The 25822-nt window shown below is 74.3% G+C and carries 25 protein-coding genes; 14 read left to right on the top strand and 11 right to left on the bottom strand.

The window, feature by feature from the left end; all coding sequences use genetic code 11:
* The first annotated feature begins 2 nt into the window (after window positions 1–2).
* The 6 genes from AMK11_RS33555 to AMK11_RS33530 all read left to right on the top strand — a co-directional run bounded on the left by AMK11_RS33555 (window position 3) and on the right by AMK11_RS33530 (window position 6644).
* A complete protein-coding gene (locus AMK11_RS33555) occupies window positions 3–1484 on the top strand; it encodes a SulP family inorganic anion transporter (RefSeq protein WP_073732009.1) in 1482 nt (493 codons plus the stop codon).
* 116 nt (window positions 1485–1600) lie between these two features.
* Complete coding sequence (locus AMK11_RS33550) at window positions 1601–2401, top strand: slipin family protein (protein ID WP_073731895.1); 801 nt, start codon at window positions 1601–1603, stop codon at window positions 2399–2401.
* Window positions 2402–2489: 88 nt separating this feature from the next.
* A complete protein-coding gene (locus AMK11_RS33545; RefSeq protein ID WP_073731894.1) occupies window positions 2490–3884 on the top strand; it encodes a PhoX family protein in 1395 nt (464 codons plus the stop codon).
* Window positions 3885–3941: 57 nt separating this feature from the next.
* Complete coding sequence (locus tag AMK11_RS33540) at window positions 3942–5465, top strand: FAD-dependent oxidoreductase (protein ID WP_073731893.1); 1524 nt, start codon at window positions 3942–3944, stop codon at window positions 5463–5465.
* A gap of 96 nt (window positions 5466–5561) precedes the next feature.
* A complete protein-coding gene (locus AMK11_RS33535; protein WP_073731892.1) occupies window positions 5562–6428 on the top strand; it encodes a polysaccharide deacetylase family protein in 867 nt (288 codons plus the stop codon).
* Between the two features lie 18 nt (window positions 6429–6446).
* A complete protein-coding gene (locus tag AMK11_RS33530; RefSeq protein ID WP_073731891.1) occupies window positions 6447–6644 on the top strand; it encodes a hypothetical protein in 198 nt (65 codons plus the stop codon).
* Here AMK11_RS33530 and AMK11_RS33525 read toward each other — a convergent pair.
* Together AMK11_RS33525 and AMK11_RS33520 are read right to left on the bottom strand one after the other, a co-directional pair.
* The gene (locus AMK11_RS33525; RefSeq protein WP_073731890.1) at window positions 6636–7307 is read right to left on the bottom strand and encodes an ABC transporter; all 672 of its coding nucleotides are present in this window, start codon (window positions 7305–7307) and stop codon (window positions 6636–6638) included. The two genes, AMK11_RS33530 and AMK11_RS33525, sit on opposite strands and share 9 nt — an antisense overlap.
* Window positions 7304–8182, bottom strand: a complete 879-nt coding sequence (locus AMK11_RS33520) for an ABC transporter ATP-binding protein (RefSeq protein ID WP_073731889.1) — start codon at window positions 8180–8182, stop codon at window positions 7304–7306. The genes AMK11_RS33525 and AMK11_RS33520 overlap by 4 nt, the downstream gene beginning before the upstream one ends.
* A 43-nt stretch (window positions 8183–8225) precedes the next feature.
* On the opposite strand from AMK11_RS33520, the gene AMK11_RS33515 reads away from it, so the two are divergent.
* The 6 genes from AMK11_RS33515 to AMK11_RS33490 all read left to right on the top strand — a co-directional run bounded on the left by AMK11_RS33515 (window position 8226) and on the right by AMK11_RS33490 (window position 13970).
* Window positions 8226–8945: a peptidyl-tRNA hydrolase gene (locus tag AMK11_RS33515; protein ID WP_073732008.1), complete on the top strand. Its 720-nt coding sequence runs from the start codon at window positions 8226–8228 to the stop codon at window positions 8943–8945.
* Between the two features lie 64 nt (window positions 8946–9009).
* Complete coding sequence (locus tag AMK11_RS33510) at window positions 9010–9291, top strand: hypothetical protein (RefSeq protein ID WP_073731888.1); 282 nt, start codon at window positions 9010–9012, stop codon at window positions 9289–9291.
* A gap of 70 nt (window positions 9292–9361) precedes the next feature.
* Window positions 9362–9934 (top strand): GNAT family N-acetyltransferase, encoded by a 573-nt coding sequence (locus AMK11_RS33505; protein ID WP_073731887.1) that lies wholly within the window; start codon window positions 9362–9364, stop codon window positions 9932–9934.
* Between the two features lie 113 nt (window positions 9935–10047).
* Window positions 10048–11385: a DUF692 domain-containing protein gene (locus tag AMK11_RS33500; protein WP_073731886.1), complete on the top strand. Its 1338-nt coding sequence runs from the start codon at window positions 10048–10050 to the stop codon at window positions 11383–11385.
* A gap of 95 nt (window positions 11386–11480) precedes the next feature.
* Window positions 11481–12275: a TIGR04222 domain-containing membrane protein gene (locus tag AMK11_RS33495; protein WP_073731885.1), complete on the top strand. Its 795-nt coding sequence runs from the start codon at window positions 11481–11483 to the stop codon at window positions 12273–12275.
* A 114-nt stretch (window positions 12276–12389) separates the two neighbouring features.
* The gene (locus tag AMK11_RS33490; RefSeq protein ID WP_073731884.1) at window positions 12390–13970 is read left to right on the top strand and encodes an alpha/beta hydrolase; all 1581 of its coding nucleotides are present in this window, start codon (window positions 12390–12392) and stop codon (window positions 13968–13970) included.
* A 109-nt stretch (window positions 13971–14079) separates the two neighbouring features.
* Here AMK11_RS33490 and hemQ read toward each other — a convergent pair whose 3' ends face one another.
* Together hemQ and hemG are read right to left on the bottom strand one after the other, a co-directional pair.
* A complete protein-coding gene (gene hemQ, locus AMK11_RS33485; RefSeq protein WP_073731883.1) occupies window positions 14080–14811 on the bottom strand; it encodes a hydrogen peroxide-dependent heme synthase in 732 nt (243 codons plus the stop codon).
* Window positions 14812–14815: 4 nt separating this feature from the next.
* Window positions 14816–16294: a protoporphyrinogen oxidase gene (gene hemG, locus AMK11_RS33480; protein WP_073731882.1), complete on the bottom strand. Its 1479-nt coding sequence runs from the start codon at window positions 16292–16294 to the stop codon at window positions 14816–14818.
* Window positions 16295–16636: 342 nt separating this feature from the next.
* On the opposite strand from hemG, the gene AMK11_RS33475 reads away from it, so the two are divergent.
* Both AMK11_RS33475 and AMK11_RS33470 read left to right on the top strand, forming a co-directional pair.
* Window positions 16637–17632: a DUF4349 domain-containing protein gene (locus AMK11_RS33475; protein ID WP_073731881.1), complete on the top strand. Its 996-nt coding sequence runs from the start codon at window positions 16637–16639 to the stop codon at window positions 17630–17632.
* Between the two features lie 27 nt (window positions 17633–17659).
* Window positions 17660–19057: an FAD-dependent oxidoreductase gene (locus AMK11_RS33470; protein ID WP_073731880.1), complete on the top strand. Its 1398-nt coding sequence runs from the start codon at window positions 17660–17662 to the stop codon at window positions 19055–19057.
* A 22-nt stretch (window positions 19058–19079) separates the two neighbouring features.
* Here AMK11_RS33470 and AMK11_RS38280 read toward each other — a convergent pair whose 3' ends face one another.
* The 7 genes from AMK11_RS38280 to AMK11_RS33435 form a co-directional block, all read right to left on the bottom strand.
* Window positions 19080–19424, bottom strand: a complete 345-nt coding sequence (locus AMK11_RS38280) for a hypothetical protein (protein ID WP_073731879.1) — start codon at window positions 19422–19424, stop codon at window positions 19080–19082.
* 86 nt (window positions 19425–19510) lie between these two features.
* Window positions 19511–20047 carry an AAA family ATPase gene (locus tag AMK11_RS33460; protein ID WP_073731878.1) on the bottom strand — a complete coding sequence of 179 codons (537 nt, stop codon included), beginning with the start codon at window positions 20045–20047 and terminating at the stop codon, window positions 19511–19513.
* A 53-nt stretch (window positions 20048–20100) separates the two neighbouring features.
* Complete coding sequence (locus AMK11_RS33455; protein WP_241847134.1) at window positions 20101–21312, bottom strand: MFS transporter; 1212 nt, start codon at window positions 21310–21312, stop codon at window positions 20101–20103.
* A 5-nt stretch (window positions 21313–21317) separates the two neighbouring features.
* A complete protein-coding gene (locus AMK11_RS33450; protein ID WP_079187850.1) occupies window positions 21318–21860 on the bottom strand; it encodes a GNAT family N-acetyltransferase in 543 nt (180 codons plus the stop codon).
* Window positions 21853–23052, bottom strand: a complete 1200-nt coding sequence (locus AMK11_RS33445; protein ID WP_073731876.1) for a type III PLP-dependent enzyme — start codon at window positions 23050–23052, stop codon at window positions 21853–21855. The genes AMK11_RS33450 and AMK11_RS33445 overlap by 8 nt, the downstream gene beginning before the upstream one ends.
* Complete coding sequence (locus tag AMK11_RS33440) at window positions 23049–24383, bottom strand: DUF6271 family protein (RefSeq protein ID WP_073731875.1); 1335 nt, start codon at window positions 24381–24383, stop codon at window positions 23049–23051. Before AMK11_RS33440 ends, AMK11_RS33445 begins: the two co-directional genes overlap by 4 nt.
* Window positions 24365–25420, bottom strand: coding sequence for a phytanoyl-CoA dioxygenase family protein (locus tag AMK11_RS33435; RefSeq protein ID WP_073731874.1), 1056 nt, complete (start codon window positions 25418–25420; stop codon window positions 24365–24367). The genes AMK11_RS33440 and AMK11_RS33435 overlap by 19 nt, the downstream gene beginning before the upstream one ends.
* Window positions 25421–25822: the final 402 nt, after the last annotated feature.

The following is a 25822-nucleotide window of genomic DNA, read 5'->3' as shown; positions in this document are numbered from 1 at the left end:
CCATGTCCTCCATATCCCACAAGTTCCCGCATCTGCGGCAGGACTTCACCGCCTCGCTCGTCGTCTTCCTGGTCGCCCTCCCACTGTGCGTGGGCGTGGCCGTCGCTTCCGGCGTCCCGGCCGAACTCGGCCTGGTCACCGGGATCGTGGGCGGTCTGGTCACCGGATTCCTGCCGGGCAGCAGCCTCCAGGTGTCCGGTCCGGCCGCGGGCCTGACCGTGCTGGTCTTCGGCGCGGTCGACTCGTACGGACTGGCCGCCCTCGGCGTGATCGTGCTGGCCACCGGGCTGATCCAGCTCGCGATGGGCGCCCTGAAACTCGGGCGCTGGTTCCGGGCGATCTCCCTGTCGGTCGTCGAGGGCATGCTGGCCGGCATCGGCCTCGTGCTCATCGCGGGCCAGCTGTACTCGGCGGCCGGGCTGGATGCGCCTTCCTCCGGCATCGACAAGCTCACCGGGCTGCCCGGGGCCGCCGCCGACGCGCTGGGCAGCACCGAGGCGCTGACCTCGCTCGCCCTCGGCGCGGGCACGGTCGCGGTGATGGTGCTGTGGAAGCGGCTGCCGAAGCGGGCGCAGACCGTGCCGGGCGCGCTGGCCGCCGTCGGCCTGGCTACGGCGGTCACGGCGGTGTTCGGGCTGTCGGTCGCGACCGTCGAGGTCAGCGGCCTGCTGGACGTGATCCAGCCGCCCGGCGCCGACGCCTTCGGCGAGCTGGCGAGTGTGGGCCTGCTCGGCACGATCGTCGCCTTCACGCTGATCGCCTCGGCGGAGAGCCTGTTCAGCGCCGCGGCGGTGGACCGGCTCCACAAGGGCCCGCGCACCGAGTACAACAAGGAGCTGATGGCGCAGGGCGCGGGCAACACCGTGTGCGGCGTCCTCGGCGCCCTGCCGATGACCGCGGTCATCGTGCGCAGCTCCGCCAACGTGAGCGCGGGCGCGCGCACCAAGGCGTCCCGGGTGCTGCACGGCGTGTGGCTGCTGCTGTTCGCGGCGCTGCTGCCGTCCGTGCTGGCCCTGATCCCGCTGCCCGCGCTGGCGGGCATCCTGGTCCACGCGGGCTGGAAGCTGATCCCGTTCCGCGGCATCGTGCCGCTGTGGCGTGCTCACCGGGGCGAGGCGCTGATCCTCGTGGTCACGGCGGTGTCCATCGTCGCGGTGAACATGTTCGAGGGCGTGCTGATCGGTCTGGCCCTGTCCGTGGTCAAGACCGCCTGGGAGGCCTCGCACCTCAAGCTGGAGGTCGTCGACAAGGGCGCCGGTCCGGTGCAGGCGCACCTGACGGGCAACGCGACCTTCCTCAGGCTGCCGAAGATCCTGGAGAGCCTGGAGGCGCTGCCGCAGGACCGGCCGGTCGAGCTGGACCTGTCCGGGCTGCACCACCTGGACCACGCCTGCCGCACCGCGCTGGAGAACTGGGCCGAGCGGCACAGCTCCACGGGTACGGACCCGGTGAAGGTCACCAAGCCGGCGACGGCGGCCGTGTAGTCCCGTCGACAGCCGTCGGCATGCGGGAGGCCCGGTCCGGGGCATGGCCTCGGATCGGGTCTCCGGCATATCGTGACAGACATAGGCGAAACGATCCTCTGAGCGGGGAGGCCGCCATGCTCCAGGAACTGCTGACCGCGGCTGCCGCCACCGGGGGCGCCGGGGTACTGTACATCGCGTCGGCGGCGCGGATCGTCAAGCAGTACGAGCGCGGGGTCGTCCTCCGGCTCGGCCGGCTCGCCGGTGAGGTGCGGCAGCCCGGCTTCACCCTGATCGTCCCGGTGGTGGACCGGCTGCACAAGGTCAACATGCAGATCGTGACGCTGCCGGTGCCCGCCCAGGAAGGCATCACCCGGGACAACGTGACCGTCCGCGTGGACGCGGTCGTCTACTTCAAGGTGGTCGACGCCGCCTACGCGCTCATCCGCGTCGAGGACTACAAGTTCGCGGTCTCCCAGATGGCGCAGACGTCGCTGCGGTCCATCATCGGCAAGAGCGACCTGGACGACCTGCTGTCCAACCGGGAGAAGCTGAACCAGGGCCTGGAGCTGATGATCGACAGCCCGGCCGTCGGCTGGGGCGTGCAGATCGACCGCGTCGAGATCAAGGACGTGTCGCTGCCCGAGACCATGAAGCGCTCGATGGCCCGGCAGGCCGAGGCCGACCGCGAGCGGCGGGCCCGGGTCATCAACGCCGACGCCGAGCGCCAGGCCTCCAAGGTGCTCGCCGAGGCGGCGCGGGAGATGTCGGAGACCCCGTCCGCGCTGCAACTGCGGCTGCTGCAGACGGTGGTGGCGGTGGCCGCGGAGAAGAACTCGACGCTGGTGCTGCCGTTCCCGGTGGAGCTGCTGCGGTTCCTGGAGAACCCGCAGCGGGTGCCGCCCGGCCACACCCCGGAGCAGCCGGCCGGCACGTGACGCGTGTAGCGCGCGTGGTTCCCGGGAAACGTGCCAGGTGATAGACACAGCGGGTCACAGTCCTGTCCGCCAGCAGGAAGGTCACCCCATGTCCATTTCCAGCCGTCCGGCGACTCGACGCCAGGTGCTCGCCCGCAGCGGGGCCCTCGGCGCAGGCATCGCCTTCACCGGCGCCCTCTCCGAACTCTTCGCCGGCACCGCCGCCGCCCACTCCCCGGGCCACACCGGCTACGGTCCTCTGATCCCCGACCCCGACGGCCTGCTCGACCTGCCCAGAGGATTCCGCTACCGGGTCCTGTCCCGCGAGGGCGACGAGCTGCGCTCCGGCGAGGGCCCGGTCCCGTCCAACCACGACGGCATGGCGGCCTTCGCCGCGCGTTCCCGGGGCCGCCACGGCGGCGTCCACCTCGTCCGCAACCACGAGAACCGCGCCGACGGCCGGGTTCCCGTGCCCACGGTGCAGGACCTGACGTACGACCCGGAGGGCAAGGGCGGCTGCACCGCCCTCACCCTGGACCACCGCAACCACGTCCGTGACGAACGGGTCGCGATCGCCGGCACGGCCGTCAACTGCGCGGGCGGCCCCACCCCGTGGCACACCTGGCTGACCTGCGAGGAGACCGAGGACAGGGCCGGCACCAACGGCTACACCAAGGACCACGGCTTCATCTTCGAGGTCGACCCGGCGGACCCGCACCGCACCGGCGCGGTGCCGCTGACCGCGATGGGCCGGTTCCAGCACGAGGCGGTCGCCGTGGACCCGCGCCGGGGCGTCGTCTACGAGACGGAGGACGCCTTCGAGCGGCCGTTCGGCCTCTTCTACCGGTTCCTGCCCGAGAAGCCGCTGGGCGGGACGGGCTCGCTGCGGGCGGGCGGCCGGCTCCAGGCGATGCGCGTGCCCGGCGTGCCCGACCTGTCCTCGATCCAGGAGACCGGCGCCTGCTTCGACGGCGTCGAGTGGGTCGACGTACCCGACCCACTGGCCGCCGGGACCCCGATCCGGCACCAGGACTTCGGCCGGGGCGGCATCACCCACGCGCAGAAGCTGGAGGGGTGCTACTGGGGCGGGCGCAGCGTCTACTTCGTGTCGTCCTTCGCCCGCAGCGCGGAGGGCTCGGCCGCCGACCACTACGGGCAGATCTGGCGCTACGACCCCGAGCGGCGCCGGCTCACCCTGGTGATCGTCTTCGGCCCGGACACCGACGTGCAGCTGCCCGGCGAGTCCCCGGACAACATCTGCCTGGCCCCCAGCGGCGGCCTCATGGTCTGCGAGGACGGCAACGGCGCCCAGCACGTCTACGGCGTGACCCGGCGCGGTGACGTCTACGCCATGGCCCGCGGCGCCCAGAACATCGGGTCGGAGGAGGAGCCCGAGTGGGGTGAGTTCGCGGGGGTGACCTTCTCGCCCGACGGGGACACGATGTACGTCAACTGCTACACGCCCGGGACCACGTTCGCCGTGACGGGTCCCTGGCGCAGGTAGCCCCGCCGTCGCGCCGCCCGGTCACTGAAGCCCCGGCCTGTGGGTACTCGGCCCCGCATGACGGAGAACGCGCAGGTCAACGACTCCTACTGGCTTCGGACGGCACCGGGCGGCGCACCGCGCCCCGCCCTCGCGGAGGATCTCGACGTGGATGTCGCCGTGATCGGCGCGGGCGTCGCCGGGCTCAGTACGGCCTGGGAGCTGGCGCGGGCGGGGCGCAGTGTGGCGGTGCTGGAGGCCGGGCGGGTCGCCGCCGGCGTCACCGGGTACACCAGCGCCAAGCTGACCGCCCTGCACACGCTGATCTACGACAAGCTGCGCCGCACCCGTGGCCCCGAGGGCGCCCGGCTGTACGCCCGCTCCCAGTCGGAGGCGATCGAGCACGCCGCCCGGGTCGTGGCCGAGCTGGGCATCGACTGCGACTGGGAGGCGCGGGACGCGTTCACGTACGTCGGCGACGCCGAGCGAGTGGACGAGGTGCGGGCCGAGGCGGCCGCCGCGAAGGAGGCGGGGCTGCCGGCGTCGTTCGTGACGGAGACGGGGCTGCCGTTCCCGGTCGCGGGCGCGGTCAAGGTCACCGGGCAGGTGCAGTTCCACCCGCGCAAGTACCTGCTGGCCCTCGCCGAGGACCTGGAGGCGCACGGCGGGCGGATCTTCGAGGGCACCACCGTGCACGGCCTGGACGAGGGCGGTCCGTGCCGTGTGTCGACCCAGTCGGGGGCGACGGTGACCGCCCGGGACGTCGTGGTCGCCACGCACTACCCGATCTTCGACCGGGCCCTGCTCTTCGCCCGCCTCTCCCCGCGCCGCGAGCTGGTCGTCGCCGGGAGCATCGAGGCGGACCGCGACGTGGACGGCATGTACATCACGCCGGACGAGAACACCCGCTCGGTCCGCACGGCGCCGCTGGACGAGGCGGGCCGCCGGCTGCTCATCGTCACCGGCGAGCACTTCACCCCCGGCACGGGCGACACCCGGGAACGCTTCGACCTCCTGTCCGCCTGGGCCCGCGAGCACTTCCCGGGCGTCGACCTCACCTACGCGTGGGCCACCCAGGACATCGACCCGACGGACACCGTGCCGATGGTGGGGCCGCTGCATCCGGGCGCGAAGCACACGTACGTCGCCACCGGCTTCGGCGGGTGGGGGCTGAGCGGCGGCATGGTGGCGGGCCGGCTGCTCACCGCGCAGATCACCGGCGAGGAGTGCGCGTGGAGCGCCCTGTACGACCCGCGGCGGCTGCGCACGGCGGTGCGCGAGGCCCCGGCGCTGCTCAAGACGCAGGCCGAGGTGGCCCGGCACTTCGTCGGCGACCGCCTGCGGCCCGCCCCGCCCGTGGACGCCCTGCCGCCCGGCGAGGGTGCCCTGGTCCGGGCGGGCGGCGACCGGCTGGCGGTCTACCGGGACGAGGCGGGCGCGCTGCACGCCGTGTCCTCGCGCTGCACCCACCTCGGCTGCCTGGTCGCCTTCAACGCGGCCGAGAAGGCCTGGGAGTGCCCCTGCCACGGTTCCCGCTTCGACACGGACGGCAAGGTGATCCAGGGTCCGGCGACGAAACCGCTGGAGCGGCGGGACATCTGAGGCGGGCGGGCGGCGTCTGATCCGGGAGGGTGACCTCCCGGGCACGTCACCACACATAGTCATACAAACCGAACATCACGCTCGTACGTTCATGCGGTGACCACTCTCGTACGCCGCGCCGCCGCCTTCTGCGCCCTGGCCGCCTCCTCCGTCGCCCTCGCCGCCTGCGGCACCACCGAGCCGGGACAGACGCCCCGTCCGGCACCGTCCGCGCCCTCCGCCTCCGCTTCCGAGCCCGCCCCGGACCGGGCGCCCACCCTCGCACCCGGTCCGGCGGGGCTCACCCCCGTCTTCGAACACGGGCCGCGTGCCGGGGGCAGGACGATCGCCCTCACCTTCGACGCCGACATGACGGCCGACCAGGGACCGCGCGCCGCGGCCGGGGAACGGTTCGACAATCCGCGGCTGATCGCGACGCTGCGGGAGCTGGACGTACCGGCCACGGTGTTCATGACCGGGCGGTGGGCCGAGGAGTACCCCGACGCCGCCCGGTCCATCGGCCGGGACCCGCGGTTCGAGATCGCCAACCACTCCTACAGCCACTACGCCTACACCGACGACTGCTACGGCCTGCCGACCGTGTCCGAGGACCGGATGCGCTCCGACGTGGAACGGGCGTACGCGGCGTTCGAGAAGGCCGGGGTGCCGGACGCCATGCCGTACTTCCGTTTCCCCGGCGGCTGTTACGACGACGCGGCGCTCAAGGCGCTGTCGGCCACCGGCGTCACCGCCGTGCAGTGGGACGTGGTGAGCGGGGACGCGTTCGCGACCGACGCCGACGCGGTGGCCCGGCAGGTGCTGGACGGGGCGCGGCCGGGGTCGGTCGTCGTCATGCACTGCACCCGCAGCGCCGCCCCGGTCACCGAGGAGGCGGTGCGCAAGATCGTCCCCGAGCTGCGGAGGCAGGGCTACCGGTTCGTGAAGGTCTCGGAGCTGATCGGCGCCGCGAACGGCCGCCGCTGACGGGCCTACGCTGGAGGCATGAGCAGCGACGACGACCAACGCATCGACGACTACTGCCTGATCGACGCGACCCGGCCGCCCAAGGCCGACGGCCCGCCCTACGCCGAGTGCGTACTGTGCCGGGAGCCGACCGAGTACGCCGAGTCGTACAAGGGGATCACCATGTGCCCGCGCTGCGAGTGGCAGGAGGCCCAGCGGACGGCCTGCTCAGGCTGACCTGCGCGAGCTGAGCCGGCAGGCCGCCGCGGTCGCGGCCCCGGCGATCAGGACGGCCGCGCCCAGCGGGAGCAGGGGCAGCGGTACGGTGCCCGACCGCGAGCCGGTGACCAGCCCGCTGACCGCCGCGCGCGCCGGGGAACCGGTCGTCACCAGGGCGAACAGGGCCGCGAGCAGCAGCGCGGGGAGCGCGCGGCCGGGCGAGCGGAGCAGCGGCCAGGAGGTGAGCGCACCGACCGCCGTGCCGAGCAGCGCGCACACGAGCACGGCGAGCAGTCCCGAGCCGCCGGCCGCGAGCGGGGAGACGCGGGTGGCGCGGTCCGAGGCGGCCGGGTCGCTGATCACCGTCACCACGGCGGTCGCCGCCGCGCCCAGCACGACCGCGGCGGCCAGGGCGACCAGTACGCAGGCCAGGTGAGCCCGAGCGGGCCCCCGCGCCGCCGAGACGCAGCCGCGGGCGGCGGGCGGCTCGCCGGTGACGCAGATGCGCACCAGCCAGGCCGCGACCGGCAGCAGCGTGGCCGCCGCCCAGCCCAGCGAGTCGAGCACCGGCTGACCGCCCTGCACACCGACGGCCAGCACGGCGGCGTACAGGACGAGCGGCGGGAGCCAGCGCCGGGAGCGCAGCAGCAGGGCGCTCTGGTAGCGGAACAGGGCGGTCAACGCAGGCCCTCCTGAGCCGGTTCACGGGCGTCCTCCTCGGCGTGCACGCTCGCCACGTGCCAGGGCGGCTCGGCGGTCAGGAGCGCACGCAGCAGGACGTCGGAGCGGGAGGCGGGGACGGAGAGGGTGTACCGGCCGGGGCGCTCCTCCACGGCGCGGGCGGCGGTCCGCAGCGCCTCGGCGGGCGGGGTGCCGTCCCGCGGACCGTGCGCCCGGACGACGACGTGCGGCCCGTCCGCGACCGGGGCTGGCGCGGTACGGCGGTGCAGGGCGCCGTCGCGGACGGTGTACGTGGCGTCGGGCGCGCCGGCCAGGCGGCGCGGGTCGTGGTCGACGAAGACGACGGCGCCCCCCGCCGCCGTACGCTCCGCGACCGCCCGCTCCAGCTCCTCCCGGGCGTCGGCGTCCAGCCCGGTCCAGGCCTCGTCGAGGATCAGCAGGTCCGGTTCGGCGAGCAGGGCCTGTGCCACGGCCACCTTCTGGCTGCCGCCCTTGGACAGCCGCTCCAGCGGCGTGCCGGCGTGTCCGGCGGCGCCCAGGCGCTCCAGCCACCGCCCGGCCGCCGAGGCCGCCGCCCGGCGGGACAGCCCGTGGACGGTGCCGAGGTGGGTGAGGTAGGCGGCGGCGGTGAAGGGCAGGGCGGGCGGGAAGCGCTCGGGGACGTAGGCCGTGCGCGGCCGGCCGGTGATCCGGCCCTCGGAGGGGGCGTCGATGCCGGCGAGCAGGCGCAGCAGGGTCGACTTGCCGGTGCCGTTGGCGCCCTCGATCCGGACCAGGGTGCCGGGCGGCAGGCACAGGTCGACGCCGCGCAGCACCCAGGGCCCGCGCAGGCCGTAGCGGCGGCCCACCGCGTGCAGCCGTAGCTCGCTTCGCATGGGGTCATCCTCTCGCGCCCGCACGGCTTGGCAGACTGTGTTCGTGAGCAACGACGCGACGACGCCCGTCCCCGACAGCCCCTTCCGCCCCGAGCCCGGCGACCGCGACCTCGCGCCGCAGTTCGTCCTGCCGCTGGTCGTCCGCATCGAGCGGGCGGCACCGCCGCCGCGTACCGACGCGCTGGAGACGGCGGCCCGGGCGGTGCTGGTGATGCTGGGCGACGAGCGGTCCACCGGCGACGGCGAGTGGGCCCGCGCGATGCGGGACTGGCAGGACGCGCGCATCCGCAAGGTCGTGCGGCGGGCGCGCGGCGCCGAGTGGCGGCGGGCCGATGCGCTGCCCGGCATCACGGTCACCGGGAAGACGGCGGAGGTACGGGTCTTCCCGCCGGTCCCGCTGGACGGCTGGCCCAAGGACCTGGCCCGCCTCCAGGTCTCGGGCACCGACCTCGACGACCCGGAGCCGCCGGTCGACGCCGGCCTCTCCGCGCCGGTGCTGTGGATGAACCCGGACCTGGACATGTCGGCCGGCAAGGCGATGGCCCAGGCCGGGCACGGCGCGCAGCTCGCCTGGTGGGAGCTGGACGACGCCGGCCGGGCCGCCTGGCGGGACGCGGGCTACCCGCTGGCGGTGCGCACCCCGGGCCCGGACCGCTGGCGGACCCTCACGACGAGCGGTCTGCCGGTGGTCCGCGACGCCGGGTACACGGAGATCGCGCCGGGGTCGTGCACGGTGGTGGCGGACCACCCCGCGTTGCGGTAGGCGCGGGGCGGGCGGCGCCGGTCCGCCGGGAGCAGGGCGCGCGGCCTGGTCGTAATGTGGCGGTATGGCACTTCTTATGGAGATCGAGTATCCCGGCGTCACCGCCGAGCAGTACGACGAGGTCCAGGAGACCGCAGGCACTCGTTCCGGGCGTCCCGCCCCCGGCGGTCTGCTCGGCCACCTGGCCGTCGTCACGGCGGACGGCCTGCGCGTGGTGGACGTGTGGGAGTCCAGGGAGGCCCTGGAGGCCTATCTGCCGGTCATCCTCCCCGCCACGAAGGCGGCCGGCTTCCCGGACGCCGAACCGCGGCTGTCCGAACTCCACAACGCCGTCTTCCCCGGCTGACCTCCTTCCGTCCGGGCCGACGGCGGCCGGCGCCGGGGCATCGCACCGTGCGCCGTGGCATCGTGGTGCCATGACCATCGACGTCCGTCCGGCCTCGGTCTTCGAGGACGTCCGTGCGGTGCTCGGCCCGAAGTCGCCGCAGGCCAACGTCTGCTGGTGCCTGAGTTACCGCGTCCCCTCCAAGGTCAACAACGAGCTGCGCGGCCCGGCCCGCGGCGCCTACGTCGCCGAGCTGTGCCGCAAGGGGCCGCCTCCGGGCGTGCTCGCCCACGACGGTGACGAGCCGGTCGGATGGGCCGCCGTGGCGCCGCGCGCGGACACCTCCTTCGCCCGCAACCGCAAGATCCCGCACGTGGACGACCTGCCGGTCTGGTCGTTGTGGTGCGTGCGCGTGCGGCCCGGTCACCGCAAGCAGGGGATCTCGCACGCCCTCATCGCCGGGGCGGTCGACTTCGCCCGCTCCCGGGGCGCTCCGGCGGTCGAGGCGTATCCGCTGGACAACGGGGACGCCCGGGTCGACCTGACCATGGCGTACGCCGGGCTGCGGAAGAACTTCGAGCGCGCCGGGTTCGTCCACGCCGCCGACACCACCTCGGTGCTGGCCGGCCACCCCCGGGTCCTGATGCGGCTCGACCTGCGCTGACGCCCGGCGCCCCGGCCGAACCTCAGATGTTGCTCTGAACATGCCCCCCACGGGGTTCGGGCCGGGTACGCCGGGCGATACCTCCGGCATACCGGCAGGAGGGGGGCTGAACCATGGAGCGAACGGCACGGCTGGGCACCGGTGTCGGATGGCGTCCGGAGATCGCCGGCGCCGTCGAGGCGATGCCCGGCATCGACTGGGTCGAGGCCGTGTCCGAGAACCTCTGCCCCGGGCACCTGCCCGAGTCCCTGGTCCGGCTGCGCGAACGCGGGGTGACCGTGGTGCCGCACGGGGTCTCACTCGGGCTCGGCGGGGCCGAACGGCCGGACCCGGGACGGCTCGCGGCGCTGGCCGAACGGGCCGGGGCACTGGGGTCGCCGCTGGTGACCGAGCACATCGCGTTCGTCCGGGCGGGCGGCCCCCTGACCGCCTCGCAGCGGCTGGAGGCGGGGCACCTGCTGCCCGTGCCGCGCACCCGCGACGCCCTCGACGTGCTGTGCGAGAACGTGCGCGTCGCGCAGGACGCGCTGCCGGTGCCGCTCGCCGTGGAGAACATCGCCGCGCTCATCTCCTGGCCCGGCGAGGAGATGACGGAGGGCCAGTTCCTGTACGAGCTGGCCGACCGGACGGGGGTGCGGCTGCTGATCGACGTGGCGAACCTGCACACCAACCACGTCAACCGCGGGGAGGACCCGGCCGAGGCGCTCGGCGAACTGCCCCTGGAGGCCATCGCGTACGTCCACGTCGCGGGCGGCTTCGAACGGGACGGCGTGTGGCACGACAGCCACGCCCACCCCGTCGCGCAACCGGTGCTCGACATCCTGACCGACCTCGCCTCGCGGATGGCGCCGCCGGGTGTCCTGCTGGAGCGCGACGAGAACTTCCCCGCGGCCGAGGAACTGGAGGGCGAGGTGGCGGCGGTGCGCGCCGCCGTGGAGAAGGGGCGTGCGGAGGCGGGCGCACCCGTCGTCGGGAGGCGGACCGCCGTCGTGCGGGACGCGGCCGGCGCCGGGGACGCCGTACGGCAGCGGCTGGCCCTCGCGCAGGCCGCGCTGCTGTCCGCGCTGGTCGCCGGGACGCCCGTGCCCGAGGGGTTCGACCGGGTGCGGCTGGGCGTGCAGGCGCGGGCGCTCGCCGGGAAGCGGGCGGACGTGGTCGCGAAGGTCGCGCCCGAACTGCCGGTGATCCTCGGCACGGGATACCGGCCGGCCTTCCTGTCCTACGCCCAGCGGCGGCCGATGACCGGGGGCTACCGCCGTGACGCCCTCGACTTCGCCGAACACCTGCTGCGGGACGGACTCCCGCAGGACGAGGCCGTGCGGCGGGAGTTGAGGGAGTGGTGGCTGGAGCGGGAGGGGCCGGTGCCGCGTCCGCGGCGTCCCGGGGCGCGGTGGGCACGTGCGACCGGGCGGGCGCTGCTGCGCCGCCGGACCGCCCCGGGCCGGACCTGACCTGGACAAACGGAACGTCACATACCCACAACACTGCGTCCCGAAATGTGAACAGGGCATGGCGCCGGCGAAAGCCTTTGGCATAGAAGTACGGCATGTTCTGGGTCCTTCTCCTCCTGCCGGCCTGGGCCGTCGCCGGCCTGGCGTGCCTGCGGCTGTGCCTGGCCGCCGTGCGCGCGGCGGCCGCCGCCCCGCACGCCGTCGACCGTGAGCACGCGCTGACGCTGTACGAGGCGGCGTTCCTGGCGGGCGGTCCCCGGAGGGTCGCCGACCTGACGCTGGTCTCCATGGCCCGCCAGCGGCGGCTGCTGCTCGCGCACACCGGCTGGGCGACCGTCGTCGACCCGTGCGGGCGGGACGAGATGGAGCGGTCGGTGATAGGGGCGATAGGGCCCGAGGGGCAGTCCCGGATAGCGCCGGTGCGGGCCACCGCTGCCGCCGCGGACGCGGTGCGGGGGCTGGCCGACCGGCTGGTCCGGGCGGGCCTCGCCGTGCCGGACGGTGCCCGCGGCGTCGCGGCCGGCGTCCAGCGGGTGCGGGTCGCCGCCGTCACCGTGGTCGCGCTGGGTGCCGCCGCGCTGGCCCTGCCGCTGCCCGTGGACCAGCCGCGCCCGCTGATCGCCCTGTGGTTCGCGCTGCCGCTCACCCTCACCCTGGGGTGCCTCGCCATCACGCGGATGGAGGTCCACCCGTACTCGCGCTGGGCGTCCCCGGCCGGGCAGCGGATGATCGGCGCCCTGGTCCGGAAGGCCGACGGTTCGGCGGACGACCGTACGTACCTGACCTCGGTCGCCGTGCGCGGCGTGCACGCGATCGGCGAACCGGACCTGCGCGCGGCCTTCGCCCATCGCGAGCGGCACGTCGAGGAGTACCGGGCGCGCCAGGACTGACGCGCCGGGGGCGTACGGAGGCACTGGGCGCCGACACCCGGGGGCGGTGCTTGCCTCGCCGGGGCGCCGTACCAAACATCCCTTGTGTCACGCCGTGCACCGAAGGGATACGCGATGCGAGCTGCCGCCCTCTACTCGGCCGCCGGGTCCTTGCTGCTGACCACCCTCGCCGCCGCTCCGGCTCAGGGGACGCCGGGCGCGCCCGGGACCGCCGAGGCGCGCGGCACCGCCGTGGCCGCCGGGCGCGCGGCGGCGGCCGGCGTCGAGTTCGGCAGGTGCCCGAAGGCGGAGGAACTGCCGGCCGCCATGCGCTGCGGCACGGTCTGGGTGCCCCTGGACTACGCGCACCCCGACGGCAAGCGGATCGAACTCACCGTCAGCCGGGTGCGGGCCACCCGCGAGGACCCGGACGACGAGGGGCGCGAGGTGCCCGGACAGGGCGCGCTCCTCTACAACCCCGGTGGCCCGGGCGCCTCGGGGCTGTACTTCCCGCTGGTCGGCATGGTGCCCGAATGGAAGCGGATCGCCGCCGCGTACGACCTCGTCGGTTACGCCCCGCGCGGGGTCGCGCCCTCCGCGCCGCTGTCGTGCCAGGACCCCGGGGACTTCTTCAAGGGACCCCGTCCGGCGCCGACGCAGCCCTCGGACGCGTACAAGGAGCAGCGCGCCGCCGAGGCCGAGGCGTACGCGCGCGGCTGCGCGGACCGGGCCGGGGACGCGCTGCGGCACTACCACTCCCTCAACAACGCCCGCGACCTGGAGGTCGTGCGGGCCGCGCTGGGCGAGGAGAAGCTGACGTTCATGGGGGCGTCGTACGGCACGTACCTCGGGGCGCTGTACGCCGAGCTGTTCCCCTCGCGGGTGCGGCGGATGGTGTTCGACTCGGTGGTGAACCCCGATCCCGAGGGGATCTGGTACCGCAACAACCTGGAGCAGTCGGAGGCGTTCGAGGACCGCTGGACGGACTTCAAGGAGTGGATCGCCGAGCACCACGCCGTGTACGGGCTCGGGGACTCGCCGAGGGAGGTCCAGAACAGCTACGACGAGGCGAGCGAGCGGCTCGCGTCGGAGCCCGCGGGCGGGACGGTGGGGCCCGCGCAGTTGCAGGGGGCGTTCCTGAAGGCCGGATACTACGACGACTACTGGCCGCACCGAGCCGAGGCGCTGTCGGCGTATCTGAAGGGCGACCCGCAGCCGCTGATCGACCAGGCGGGGACGCGGACCGAGGAGGGCGCGGCCGGGGCGGAGAACTCCAACGCCGTGTACACGGCCGTCGAGTGCAACGACGCGCCCTGGCCGACGGACTTCGAGGTCTGGGACCGGGACAACACGCGGCTGGCCCGCCGGGCGCCGTTCGAGACGTGGGACAACGTGTGGACGAACCTGCCGTGCGCCTACTGGCAGGCGCCCCGGCAGCGGCCCCTCGACGTGCGCACCGCCCCGGGTGAGCTGCCGCCGACGCTGATCCTGGCCGCCGAAGAGGACGCGGCGACCCCGTACGAGGGGGCGCTGGAGCTGCGCCGGCGGCTGTCGGGGTCGGTGCTGGTGACCGAGCGGGACGCCGGGACGCACGGCGTCGGCGGCGGGCCGAACGCCTGCGTCAACGGCCACCTGGAGGCGTACCTGCTGGACGGCCGCCTCCCGGCGCGGGACACGTCGTGCGCCCCGCGCCCGGAACCGGAACCGAGGTCCTGACTAGGCCGGCCCGGCCACCAGCTCACCGAGGTCCTTGCGCCGCCCCGTACTGCATCCCCCGGGGGACAACCCCCGGACCCCCGGCCGACCCGACAGCCACGCCGACCGATCAGGCCAGCCCGGCCACCAGCTCACCGAGGTCCTTGCGCCGCCCCGTGTAGAAGGGGATCTCCTCACGGACGTGCATGCGGGCCTCGGAGGCGCGCAGGTGGCGCATCAGGTCGACGATGCGGTGCAGCTCGTCGGCCTCGAAGGCGAGGATCCACTCGTAGTCGCCCAGCGAGAACGAGGCGACGGTGTTGGCGCGCACGTCCGGGTAGCCGCGGGCCATCTTGCCGTGGTCGGCGAGCATGCGGCGGCGGTCCTCGTCGGGCAGCAGGTACCAGTCGTAGGAGCGCACGAACGGGTAGACGCTGATGTAGTTCCGCGGCGTCTCGTCGGCCAGGAAGGCCGGGATGTGCGAGCGGTTGAACTCGGCGGGGCGGTGCAGCGCCATGTTCGACCAGACGGGCTCCAGCGCGCGGCCGAGCTTCGTGCGGCGGAAGACGTTGTACGCCTCCTGGAGCTGGTCGGCGGTCTCGGCGTGCCACCAGATCATGAGGTCGGCGTCCGCGCGCAGGCCGGACAGGTCGTAGGTGCCGCGGATCGTCACGTCCTTGGCGGCGAGCTGGTCGAACAGCTCCTGGACCTCGTCGGCGTACCCGGCCCGGTCCTCGGGGAGGGTGTCCTTCAGCTTGAAGACGGACCAGAGGGTGTAGCGGATGACCTCGTTGAGGTCCTTGGCCAGCTTGCCCTTGTTGGGGATCCGCTCGGCGGCGGGGGTGGAGGCGTCGTCACTCATGACCCTATTCTCCCGCTCCGCCGTGCAGGCTCTGCACCGGGTGGGCCGTGAGCCGCTGCACACCTCGCGGGTCGCCGTGGATCCGGTCGACGGCGGCGTAGGCGCTCGCGATGCTCGCCGGGATACCGACGCCGTCGTAGGCGGCTCCGCACACGGCGAGGCCCGGGAGCTTCGCGACGTGTTCGCGCACGCGGGCCACGCGCGCGTGGTGGCCGACGGGGTACTGGGGCAGGCCGTCCTGCCAGCGGGTGACGCGGGTGGCGACGGGCGCGGCGGTCAGACCGGTGGCCTGCTCCAGGTCGTGCCGGGAGACGTCGACCAGGCCGGCGTCGTCGCGGCCGAGGATCTCCGTCTCGCCGTACCGGCCCACGGAGGTGCGCAGGACGACCACGTCGGGGTCCTCGGCGTCGATCCAGCCCCACTTGCGGGAGGCGAAGGTGGACGCCTTGATGGTGCGGCCGTCGACCGGCGGCACCAGGAAACCGCTGCCCTCCGGTAGGGCGGCGGCGTCCGCGCGGCGGTACGCGAGGGTGATCAGGGCCATGGACGCGTACTCCACCCCGGCCAGCTCGGCCGCGGCGGCGGGGGCCTCGGCGCGCAGCAGCTCGGCGGCGGGGCGGGCGGGGAGGGCGACGACGACCGCGTCGGCGTGCCGCACCCGGTCGGCGGCGGTGATCCGCCAGCCGGCGTCGGCGGTGCGGCGCAGCTCCGTCACGGGCGCGCCGGTGACGATCTCGCCGCCCCGCGCGCGCACCGACTCCGCGACCGCGAGCGGGAGGGTGCCGATGCCGCCCTCGATGCCCATGAACACCGGGCCGGTCTGCGGCGCGGTGGCCGTCCGGCCCTGGATCGCGCGCACCGCCTCGGTCAGGGAGGTGTGGGTGCGGGCGGCCTCGAAGAGCTGGGGCACGGCCGAACGCAGGCTGATGCGGTAGGCGTCGCCCGCGTAGACGCCGCCCAGCAGCGGTTCGACGAGGCGGTCGACGACCTCGCGGCCCAGGCGTGCCGCGACGTACTCCCCCACCGCCACGTCGTCACCGACCTCGGTGCGGGGCAGCCCGGCGTCGCGCTCGATGCGGGCCAGGCCCTCCTCCGAGAGGACGCCGGACAGGGCGGCGGCGGTGCCGGGCACGCCCATGACGTGGCCCTTGGGCATGGGACGCAGAGCGCCTCGGGTCCACAGGGAGGCCGACGCGGTGGCCGGCGGCTGGAGGCGGTCGGCGAGTCCCACCTCGCGGGCCAGGCCGACGGCCTCGGGGCGGCGGGCCAGCATGGACTCGGCGCCGAGGTCGACGCGCACGCCGGCGATCTCGCCGGGCAGCAGCTTGCCGCCGACGCGGTCCGACGCCTCCAGCACGGTCACCCGCGCGCCCCGCTCCAGCAGCCGGTGGGCGGCGGCCAGCCCGGCGATCCCGCCTCCGATGACGACGACGTGCCCCGTGTCCACGGGTGTCTCGCCCGCGGAGGTCTCCCTTGCGCTCATGGCTCCAGCGTCTCAGACCTCACTGACAGCGCGGGGTGCGGGACGAGGCCGGCAGGGCGCGGGACCCGGCCGGGGACTGGAGCCGACACGGGGCGCGGCAGGCGTGGGAGGCGAAACCCGCCCATGGCGCGGAGCCGGACGCGGATCGCGAGCCCGGCGCGACGCGCGGGACAGCCGGCCCGGCGCGGTGTGCGGACGCAGGGACCGGCTCGGGGTCGGCCCGGGCCGGGCACGGCTCCGCGAGTCCGGACCGTGACCTGTTCGGGACCGTTTCGCGCCGACCCGGGGGACGGTTGCCGCGTCGTAGGAACGACAGTCGTACCGACGACCTCGGGGGTCCGCATGCGCGCCTCACGTTCCCTGCGTCCCGTTCCGGCCCTGGCCGCCGCCCTGCTGGCCGCCTCCCTCGCGCTCACCGGGTGCAGCGCGGGGGGTGACGACTCCAGCGGGAGCGGCGCGGGCAGCGCCGCCAAGGAGGCCGCCCCGTCCGGGGCGAGCGACCGGCAGGGCGCCGCGGGCGGCGACACGGCGGAAGGGACGAAGCCGCCGAAGGCCACCGCGAACCACGTCATCCGCACCGCCTCGCTGACCGTGCAGGTCGAGGACGTCCCCAAGGCCCTCGACGAGGCCCGCGCCACGACCGAGAACGCCGGCGGCTACGTGGGCGAGGAGACCACCCGCCGGGACGGGGACGGCCGCGAACGGACCCGGGTCGTGCTGCGCGTGCCCGTCGGCTCCTACCAGGACGTCCTGGACGACCTGGAGGGCACCGGGAAGCTGCTGAACCGCAGCGCGAAGGCGGAGGACGTCACCGATCAGGTCGTCGACGTGGAGAGCCGGATCAAGTCGCAGCGCGCCAGCGTGATCCGGGTGCGCGAGCTGATGGACCGGGCGACGAAGCTGAGCGACGTGGTGACGCTGGAGGGCGAGCTGAGCAGCCGTCAGGCGGAACTGGAGGCGCTGCTGGCCCAGCAGGCGTCCCTGAAGGACCGCACCAGCCTGGCCACCGTCACCCTCTCCCTGTCCGAGACGCCGGTCGAACGGGCGGAGGAGGACGACGACCCCGGGTTCACGGACGCGCTGGCCGGCGGCTGGGACGCCTTCGTGACGATGCTGCGCTGGCTGGCGGTGGCGGTGGGCGCGGTGCTGCCCTTCGCCGTGGTGGCGGCGGTGCTGGTGCTGGTGTGGCTGCGGGTGGTGCGGCCCCGGCTGCCGCGCCGGACGGCACCGGTGCCCGCGGCGCCCACGACCGCGCCCTCCGCCGCGTCGGCCCCGCTGCCGACGGCCCGGCCGGCCCCGGGGGCGACGCCGCGCGAGGAGCCCGGCGGGCGGGACTGAAATGCCCCGCCCCCGTAGCGTGTTCGCATGAACATGAGCGCTGCGGGCGGTACGAGAGAGCGACTGGTCGTGATCGGCGGTGACGCGGCGGGGATGTCCGCGGCGTCACAGGCCCGCCGGCTGAAGGGCCCGGACGAGCTGGAGATCGTGGCGTTCGAACGCGGCCACTTCAGTTCGTTCTCCGCGTGCGGCATCCCGTACTGGGTCGGCGGTGACGTGACCGACCGGGACGATCTGATCGCCCGGACGCCGAAGGAGCACCGCGCGCGGGACATCGACCTGCGGATGCGGACCGAGGTCACGGAGATCGACGTCGCGGGCGGGCGGGTGCGCGCGCGGGACGTCGATTCGGGGACGGAGTCCTGGACGTCGTACGACAAGCTCGTCATCGGCACCGGGGCGCGCCCGATCCGCCCCCGGATGCCGGGCGTCGACGCGCCCGGCGTGCACGGGGTGCAGACGCTGGACGACGGGCAGGCGCTGCTCGACACGCTGGCCCGCACGCGCGGCCGCCGCGCGGTGGTCGTCGGCGCCGGGTACATCGGCGTGGAGATGGCCGAGGCCCTCATCAACCGCGGCTACGAGGTCACGGTGGTCAACCGCGGCCGGGAGCCGATGTCGACCCTCGACCCCGACATGGGCCGCATGGTGCACGAGGCGATGGAGGGCCTCGGCATCACCATGGTGAACGGCGCCGAGGTCACCGAGGTGCTCACCGGGGACGACGGCCGGGTCCGGGCGGTGGCCACCGCGGACGCCGAGTACCCGGCGGACGTGGTGGTCCTCGGCATCGGCGTACGTCCCGAGACCTCGCTCGCCGAGGCCGCCGGGCTGCCGCTGGGCGCCCACGGCGGGCTGCTGACCGACCTGGCCATGCGGGTGCGCGGGTACGAGAACATCTGGGCCGGTGGCGACTGCGTGGAGGTCCTGGACCTGGTCTCCGGGCAGGAGCGGCACATCCCGCTCGGCACCCACGCCAACAAGCACGGCCAGGTGATCGGCACCAACGCGGGCGGCGGTTACGCCACCTTCCCGGGCGTGGTGGGCACCGCGGTCAGCAAGGTCTGCGACCTGGAGATCGCGCGGACCGGGCTGCGCGAGAAGGACGCGCTGCGGGCGGGACTGCGGTTCGTGACGGTCACCGTCGAGTCCACCAGTCGCGCTGGTTACTACCCGGGCGCCTCCCCCATGACGGTGAAGATGCTCGCCGAGCGGCGCACCGGGCGGCTGCTCGGCGTGCAGATCGTCGGCCGCGAGGGCGCGGGCAAGCGGGTCGACATCGCCGCGGTGGCCCTCACGGCCGGGATGACGGTGGAGCGGATGACGGCCCTGGACCTCGGCTACGCGCCGCCGTTCTCACCGGTGTGGGACCCGGTGCTGGTGGCCGCCCGCAAGGCGGCGCGGGCGGTGGAGCGACAGGGCTGACGCGAGGCGCGCAAGCGGCTCCTCACGCCGTTCCGTTGATCCGGTCGATGGCCTGCCGCGCCTGCTCGGCCGGGGGCCGCGAGGGCAGGGACGACACCGAGGCCGGGGCGGTCGTCGTGGCCGGGGCGCCCACCGCGGGCGGCTGCTCGCCGGCCGGCCTGGCATGCGCGGCACCCCGCGCGGAGCGCAGCCGGTGACTGACCGCCTCGTCCAGCGTCACCGGCCGCTGCATCTGCGCGGCCAGCCGCCCGGCCTCCTGCCCGAGCCGGGCGACGTCCTCCCACGGCAGCCGCAGCACGAGGGCGACCTCGGCCTCGCCGTCGGGCAGGGCGTGCATCACGGGAGCCGCTGTGACCCGTTCGTTCATCGCCTGTTCCTCACGTCGTCCCCGCGCCCCGCCTTCCCCGGGCCGCGGGCGGTTGAGGGGACATACGCACGGCGGGGCCGCGGCGTTCAACCGCTGCCCACCCTTTCGAGGATCTCGTCCGCGAGGACGCCGGCCGGCTTCTCCCCGTCGAGGCGCACCACTGATGCGGGCAGTTCGCGCGCCTTCCGGATGCAGGGCTGGATCTGCCGCTTGCACCAGGTCCGGCTCGCCGCTTCGGCCTCGGGGTCGTCCGGGTGCTCGGTCCGCCCGTCGATGCGTGCCGCCAGGACCTCCGCGGGGGCGTCGATGAAGAAGTGTTCGACACGGACGGCAGCCTTTTCGAGCAGGCCGAAGATCTCCGTCACGTACTCCTTCTCCACCAGCGTCATCGGCACGAGCAAGGGACGCCGGTACTGGAGCACCAAACCGGCGGCGATGGCCGCGACCTCGGTGCGCCACAGGGGGATGTCCTGGAAATCGCCCGACGTCGAGGTCACGATGCTGCCGAGCAGGTCCCCCACCGACTCGGGGTCGAACACCAGGGCCGTCGGCACGCGGGCGCGCAACTCGGCGACCAGGGTGGTCTTGCCGCTGCCGAAGGCCCCGTTGATCCAGATGATCATGGGGTGGCTCTCTCCTTGTCCGCCATCGGGCGGGACGACTCCAGGCACCGTACTCAGACCGGGGACGTCTCGCCCCGGACGGCCGGTGCCGGGGTCCAGCGGATGCGGGTGCTGCACAGGGAGACGGCGACCGCGGCGGCGGCCACGGCGCCCATGCCCCACGTCAGGCTGCTCGCGCCCGCGACGAAGCCGATGAGGGGCGGGCCGGCCAGCAGGCCGGTGGTTCCCATGGCGGCGACCAGGGTCAGCGCGTCCGAGCCCTGCCGGGCGGCGGCCGCGTAGACGCACGGGGTCACGGCCGCGATGCCCAGGCCCATGCAGGCGAAGCCGGCCAGGGCCGGGCCGACACCTCCGCTGACCAGAGCCACGGCGAGGCCGGTGCCGGCCACCGCGCTGCCCACCAGCACGACCCGTCCGTCGCCCCAGCGGCCCCGCCAGCCGTCGGCGAAGAGGCGGGCGACGACCATCATTCCCGATACGACCGCGATGCCGAGGGGTGTGAGTTCCGCGGAGGCCCGGGCGACGTCCTTCAGGTAGAGGGCTGACCAGTCGTTCATGGCGCCCTCGGCGACCGTGCCGAAGACCATGGCGCAGCACATCCACAGGGTGGGGCGGGACGGCAGGGTCCAGCGGCCGCTCCGGCGCTCCGGCTTCGGAGCGGCCGGTGCGCCGTCGTCGAGCAGTCCCGTACGCGCGGACGCGCCCAGCACGACGAGGAGGGCGGCGGCCACGCCGAAGTGCGCGGCGACCGACCCGGTGACGGCCGTCATGCCCGAGGCGACCAGGGCCGCGAGCAGGGACCCGGCGCTGAACGTCGCGTGCAGCTTCGCCATGGTGTTGCGCTCGTGCCGTGCCTCCAGAGCCGCACCCTGTGCGTTCATGGCCACGTTCAGGCAGCCCACCAGGACTCCGTCGGCGCACAGCACCAGCAGGGCCACCGGGTAGTTCGGGGCGGCGGCCAGCGCGAGCAGCAGCAGGGCCAGGCCGAGCTGGGACAGGAGGGCGAGCCGCCGGGAGCCGAGGCTCCGCATCAGCCAGGCGACGAGCGGGAAGGACACCGCCGCGCCGACCCCCGCGGCCATCAGGAGCACACCCACTTCGGCGGCGGTCAGCCCCAGGTCGGACTTGAGGGCCGGGATGCGTGCGGCCCAGGTGGCGTACTGGAAGCCGAGGGACAGGAACAGCGCGGCGATGGCCAGCCGGCCGCGCTGGAACGGGTCGCGGAGACGGGACTCGGGGAGTCGGGGCTCGCGGGGACGGGACACGCGCATCAGCTCACTTCGCGCAGGGACGGGAGGAGGGAGGGGGCGGCCGGGACCGGTCGGGACATGTAGACGGCGTCCGTGCCGTAGGCGCCGTCGGGCACGATCCCCGGATGCGGCACGAAGCCGTGTGCCGTCCAGAAGGGCCCGGTGCCGCCGACGGCGACCAGGGAGATCCGTTCGTCCCGGCGCGCCCGGGCGGTGCCGGTCAGGTGCCGCAGGAGGTGCCGGGCCAGGCCCCGGCGGCGCAGGTCCGGCGCCACGACGATGTCGTGCAGGTGAAGGTTGCCGGGGCCGGGCGCGGTCGCCGTTTCCTCGGCCCGTTCCAGGTCCGGGTAGCGGCGGAAGGGGTAGGGCAGGGCGAGCAGGTAGCCGGCCGTGCGGGCACCGACGTCCAGGACGAAGGAGGTGTCCGGCGACGCCGCCGCCCGGGACTGGAGCACCGCCCGGCCCTCCGAGAGCCCCAGTCCCGTGTAGGCGTCCCGCTCCAGTGAGACGACGGTGTCCCAGTCGCCGGCGCCGATGCGGCGTACGCGCACGGTGTCAGTCATCGGCGCCGGCCCCGTCCGGCCGGTCCGCCCAGGTGTGGGGAAGCGGGGCGAAGCCGTTGAAGCCCAGGGTCGTGTAGCTGGTCGCGTAGGCGCCGCTGGACAGTACCCAGACCGGGTCGCCCGAGGCCAGCGCCCTCGGCACCGGGACCAGTCCCGTCTCGTGGTCGTAGGCGTCGTCGCTGTCGCAGGTGGGTCCGGCGACGACGGCGGGGACGTACGGCCCCGTGGTGTGGCCCGGGAAGACCAGCGGGTACTGGAGGGCGTCCATCTCGTACAGGCCGTTGAACTTGCCGCAGCTCAGATAGAGCCAGTGCCGGCGCTCGCCGTCCGTCCCGCGGCGCTCGGCGAGGCGGGCGACGTGCGCGCGGATCGCACCGTGGTCGGCGACCAGGTGCCGTCCGGGCTCGATGACGAACCGCAGGGGGCCGCCGTGGACGCGGCGCAGCTCGTCCATGCCCTCCCGGATCACCGCGAAGATCTTGTCCAGCGGCGGTTCGAGCGGGGCGCCGTGCCGGTCCCGGTAGCCGAGCGCGGGCAGGCCGCCGCCGAGGTTGACGTGGTCGACGTGGATGCCCCGCAGGCCCAGGGCGTGCAGGACGGCGCCCAGGTCCTCCAGGGCCGTGTGCCACGCCTCGCCCGTCATCTGCTGGGAGCCGACGTGCACGGACAGCCCGGCCGGGACCAGCCCGAGGTCCCGGGCCCGTTCCATGATCCGTACGGCGTCGCCGGGCGGGCTTCCGAACTTGTGGCTCAGGCCCCACACGGCACCCGCTCCGCCGGTCGCCACCCGGCAGAAGACGCGGGCGCCGGGGGCGTGGACGGCGAGGGCGGCCACGTCCTGGAGGCTGTCGGTGGCGAAGGTGCGGACGCCGAGCCGGTGGGCGTCGGTGATGTTCCGGTCGGACTTGACGGTGTTTCCGTAGTGCGTCCGCTCGGCCGGCACCCCGGCCCGCAACGCCTGCGCCACCTCGCCGGGGCTCGCCGCGTCGACCCCCGCGCCCTTGCGCGCCAGGAGGCCGAGGACCTCGTCGAGCGGGCAGGCTTTCATCGCGAACCGGACCCGGACGTCCGGCAGTTCGCGGCGCAGGGCGTCGTAGCGCCGCTCGATGCCGGCCAGGTCGTAGACGATCCGGTCCCCGGGGGCGGCGGCGAGGGCCGCGGCCAGGGACTCGCTGAGGACGGCGGCCGTCACCGCGCCCGCCCCGGCTGTCCGGACGAGGGCGGAACGGGCGTGGCCCTGGCGGCGGCCACCAGCCCTCCCCAGGCCTCCGTCAGCAGCGCGAAGTCCGCCATGTCGCCGCGCGCCTCGTCCAGGAGGCGGTCGCGCCGGCCGGCGAGCAGACCGGCGAACTCGGCGTACCGGCCGCCGAGGCGCCGGTAGGCGGTGTCCAGGGTGTCGAGGCGGCGGACGTTCTGCGCGGGGTCCAGCTCCGTGCTCTCGCGGGCCAGGGCGGCGACGGCCGCGGGGCGGGGCCTGCCGTGCTCGTCCAGCAGGGCGTCGCCCTCCTCGGCCATCCGGTCGTAGAGGTGATGGAAGTGGAGCATCGACAGGAGGAACTTGGCGAAGCGCGTCTGGTAAGCGAGGAAGCCGGGCCCGGTCCTGCGCTCGCCGGTGTGGTAGTTGACGATGTGCCGGTTGTGCAGCACGCCGGGCAGCCGGGCGTCGTGCACCAGGTGGATGAGGAAGTAGTCGCTGCCGATGGTGTCCCTGGCGGGCGGCAGCGGCACCCGTTCGGTGACGCTTCCGGCGTGGAAGGCGATGTTGCACATGTCCACCCGCATCGGGTCGACGAGGGCGAGCAGCGAGTGGTCGCCCGTGAAGGGGTCGGTGCCGGCGCCCTTGAAGGACTCCTCGACCAGTTCCCGTTTCCGCTCGGCGGACCAGTGTCCGGGCGCCCAGAGGGCGACGACGTCGTGGTAGACCTCCGGGTCGGCGTCCCGCATCCGCGCGATGTCGACGGAGAGTTCGCCCACGAAGGAGCCGCCGACCATGGCCACCCGCCGGTCCAGGAGCGGGTCCGGCAGGGTGGACTCCGTGACGTGCGGCAGGGCGTCGGCCGCGCGCCCGCCGAGCGAGAGCAGTTCGTGGTGGACGGGGAAGACCGTACGGCCGTGCAGGCTCTGGTAGCGGCTGTCGGAGTCCCTGCGGTGGACGGAGTCGCAGCCGAGCGCCGCCGCGATCAGGAAGGCCCGGTCGGTGCAGGCGCCGTAGGAGACGCCGTCCGGGAGCAGCAGGTCGAGGAGCAGGTCGGGCTTGGCCTCGCCGGACCGGGCGGTGACCCGTCGCAGGAAGTCGCGCTGGGCGGCCTCGTCGAGGTGGTGCGCCGTGATCCGGGGGTGCGCGGGCAAGCGCCGTACGGCTTCGGCGTGTTCGGCGTGCACCGGTGGCGGGCAGGAGTCGAGGACCAGCAGCTGGACGTCGACGTCGAAGTGGCCGACGGCGTGGGCCGCTTCGGCGCCGAGGGCCGCGATGGTGTCCGGGCAGTGCCGGTTGGTGGGCAGGGTCAGGCAGATGCTGCGCATGCGGCTTCCCCGGTGGTGTCGTCGCCGTGCCAGGACTTGAGGCCCAGCAGCCTGGCGCCCAGGTCGTTCAGCTCGGCGGGGCCGTAGCGCTCGGCCTCGGGGCGGCGGGCGTCGCCGAGGAGCGTGGCGTTCCACTCGGGGGTGGCGAGGGTGCGCCACGAGTGGACGCGGGAGTCGCGCAGGGTCCGGTGGGTCTCCAGCGCGGGCATCATCGACAGGTACTGGACCGCGCGCACGCCGTCGCCGGAGACGTTGGGCGCCACGCCGTGGGCCAGCAGGCCGTTCCAGATGAGCAGGTCGCCGGCCTCCAGGTCGGGCCGCACGACGGGCATGTCCTCGCGGTCGATCGCGGGTCTGATCGGGTCGCGGCCGTCGGGCTGGAGCGCCTTCCAGCGGTCGAAGCGGCGGAAGAGTTCGGGGCAGCACTGGAAGCCGCCGTGGTCCGGCTCGGTGTCGTCGAGCGCGATGATGCCCTGCACACGCTGGGGCAGGACGCCGAGGGAAGTGTCGACGTCCCAGTGCAGTTCGATGTCGAAACCCCGGTCCGGCTTGTCGATGAGGGCGCGGTCGCGGTTGCCGGTGTTGGGCGGGTTGAGGTTGAGGCGGTCCAGGGTGACCCAGAGCTCCTCGCAGTCCCACACGTCCACGAAGGCGTCGTAGACGCGCCGCGTCTGGCGGCTGTCCCACAGGAGCTGGTGGTGGTACGCCTCGACGAAGCCGTAGATGTGCAGCTCACGGTCGAGGTCGGAGCGGTACTCGCGGTCCTGGTACCAGGTGTCGGGGCGGCCGGGGTCGAGTCCCTGGAACTCCCAGGCGAAGTCGAGGAGCCGGCGCGCGGAGCCGGCGGGTATCGCCTCCTTCACCACGACGTATCCGTAGGTCTGCCAGTGGGCGAAGTCCTTCTCGGACAGCACCCGCAGGGGGCGTGTCTTGTCAAGGTCGCGCAACTGGGTGCGGGCCAGGTAGGTGTCGGCGTCCGCGCTGAAGTAGGGGATGGCCGACGGGGCTCGGTGGAGGAAGGAATCGGGCGTCGCCATGGGTGCTCCAGATCCTCGCCGTCGCCTGGTCAAGGGCGTCGGCGGAGTGCGCGACGGAGGTCGGGCCGTCACGCGTGAGGTCGGTGGGCAGCGGGGCCCGCTCGCGCCCGGTGCGGAGCGGGGCGGGGCGACGAGGGCGGCTCGGAGGGACGGGGTCTCCCTGGTCGGGGGGACCCGGTCCGCGCCCCCGTCCGGGTGGTCGTCTCGTCCGGGGTGGTCGTCACGGAGGTCGTCACGGAAGTCGTCGCCGCGGGAGCGGCCTTGACGGCCGGCCGTGGCAGAGCGCCGGCGGGAGGACGCTCGTGCCACATGCGTCCCTCGCCGAACTTGCGCCTCACAATGGACTAGATGTGTTGACCGGACAGGTTGGTGACACGGCTGGCTGGTGTCTGGCCGCTGATG

This window comes from Streptomyces sp. CB02414, from assembly GCF_001905385.1.
GTDB lineage: Bacteria > Actinomycetota > Actinomycetes > Streptomycetales > Streptomycetaceae > Streptomyces.
The sequence above is the reverse complement of the archived record's forward strand: the minus strand, read 5'-3'. Positions and strand labels throughout refer to the sequence as shown.

Bases quoted from the DNA above. Each gene is read 5' to 3' on its own strand.
- AMK11_RS33555 (WP_073732009.1), top strand. From the start codon at position 3: ATGTCCTCCATATCCCACAAGTTCCCGCATCTGCGGCAGGACTTCACC.
- AMK11_RS33550 (WP_073731895.1), top strand. From the start codon at position 1,601: ATGCTCCAGGAACTGCTGACCGCGGCTGCCGCCACCGGGGGCGCCGGG.
- AMK11_RS33545 (WP_073731894.1), top strand. From the start codon at position 2,490: ATGTCCATTTCCAGCCGTCCGGCGACTCGACGCCAGGTGCTCGCCCGC.
- AMK11_RS33540 (WP_073731893.1), top strand. From the start codon at position 3,942: ATGACGGAGAACGCGCAGGTCAACGACTCCTACTGGCTTCGGACGGCA.
- AMK11_RS33530 (WP_073731891.1), top strand. From the start codon at position 6,447: ATGAGCAGCGACGACGACCAACGCATCGACGACTACTGCCTGATCGAC.
- AMK11_RS33520 (WP_073731889.1), bottom strand. From the start codon at position 8,182: ATGCGAAGCGAGCTACGGCTGCACGCGGTGGGCCGCCGCTACGGCCTG.
- AMK11_RS33510 (WP_073731888.1), top strand. From the start codon at position 9,010: ATGGCACTTCTTATGGAGATCGAGTATCCCGGCGTCACCGCCGAGCAG.
- AMK11_RS33505 (WP_073731887.1), top strand. From the start codon at position 9,362: ATGACCATCGACGTCCGTCCGGCCTCGGTCTTCGAGGACGTCCGTGCG.
- AMK11_RS33500 (WP_073731886.1), top strand. From the start codon at position 10,048: ATGGAGCGAACGGCACGGCTGGGCACCGGTGTCGGATGGCGTCCGGAG.
- AMK11_RS33495 (WP_073731885.1), top strand. From the start codon at position 11,481: ATGTTCTGGGTCCTTCTCCTCCTGCCGGCCTGGGCCGTCGCCGGCCTG.
- AMK11_RS33490 (WP_073731884.1), top strand. From the start codon at position 12,390: ATGCGAGCTGCCGCCCTCTACTCGGCCGCCGGGTCCTTGCTGCTGACC.
- hemQ (WP_073731883.1), bottom strand. From the start codon at position 14,811: ATGAGTGACGACGCCTCCACCCCCGCCGCCGAGCGGATCCCCAACAAG.
- hemG (WP_073731882.1), bottom strand. From the start codon at position 16,294: ATGAGCGCAAGGGAGACCTCCGCGGGCGAGACACCCGTGGACACGGGG.
- AMK11_RS33475 (WP_073731881.1), top strand. From the start codon at position 16,637: ATGCGCGCCTCACGTTCCCTGCGTCCCGTTCCGGCCCTGGCCGCCGCC.
- AMK11_RS33470 (WP_073731880.1), top strand. From the start codon at position 17,660: ATGAACATGAGCGCTGCGGGCGGTACGAGAGAGCGACTGGTCGTGATC.
- AMK11_RS38280 (WP_073731879.1), bottom strand. From the start codon at position 19,424: ATGAACGAACGGGTCACAGCGGCTCCCGTGATGCACGCCCTGCCCGAC.
- AMK11_RS33460 (WP_073731878.1), bottom strand. From the start codon at position 20,047: ATGATCATCTGGATCAACGGGGCCTTCGGCAGCGGCAAGACCACCCTG.
- AMK11_RS33450 (WP_079187850.1), bottom strand. From the start codon at position 21,860: ATGACTGACACCGTGCGCGTACGCCGCATCGGCGCCGGCGACTGGGAC.
- AMK11_RS33440 (WP_073731875.1), bottom strand. From the start codon at position 24,383: ATGCGCAGCATCTGCCTGACCCTGCCCACCAACCGGCACTGCCCGGAC.
- AMK11_RS33435 (WP_073731874.1), bottom strand. From the start codon at position 25,420: ATGGCGACGCCCGATTCCTTCCTCCACCGAGCCCCGTCGGCCATCCCC.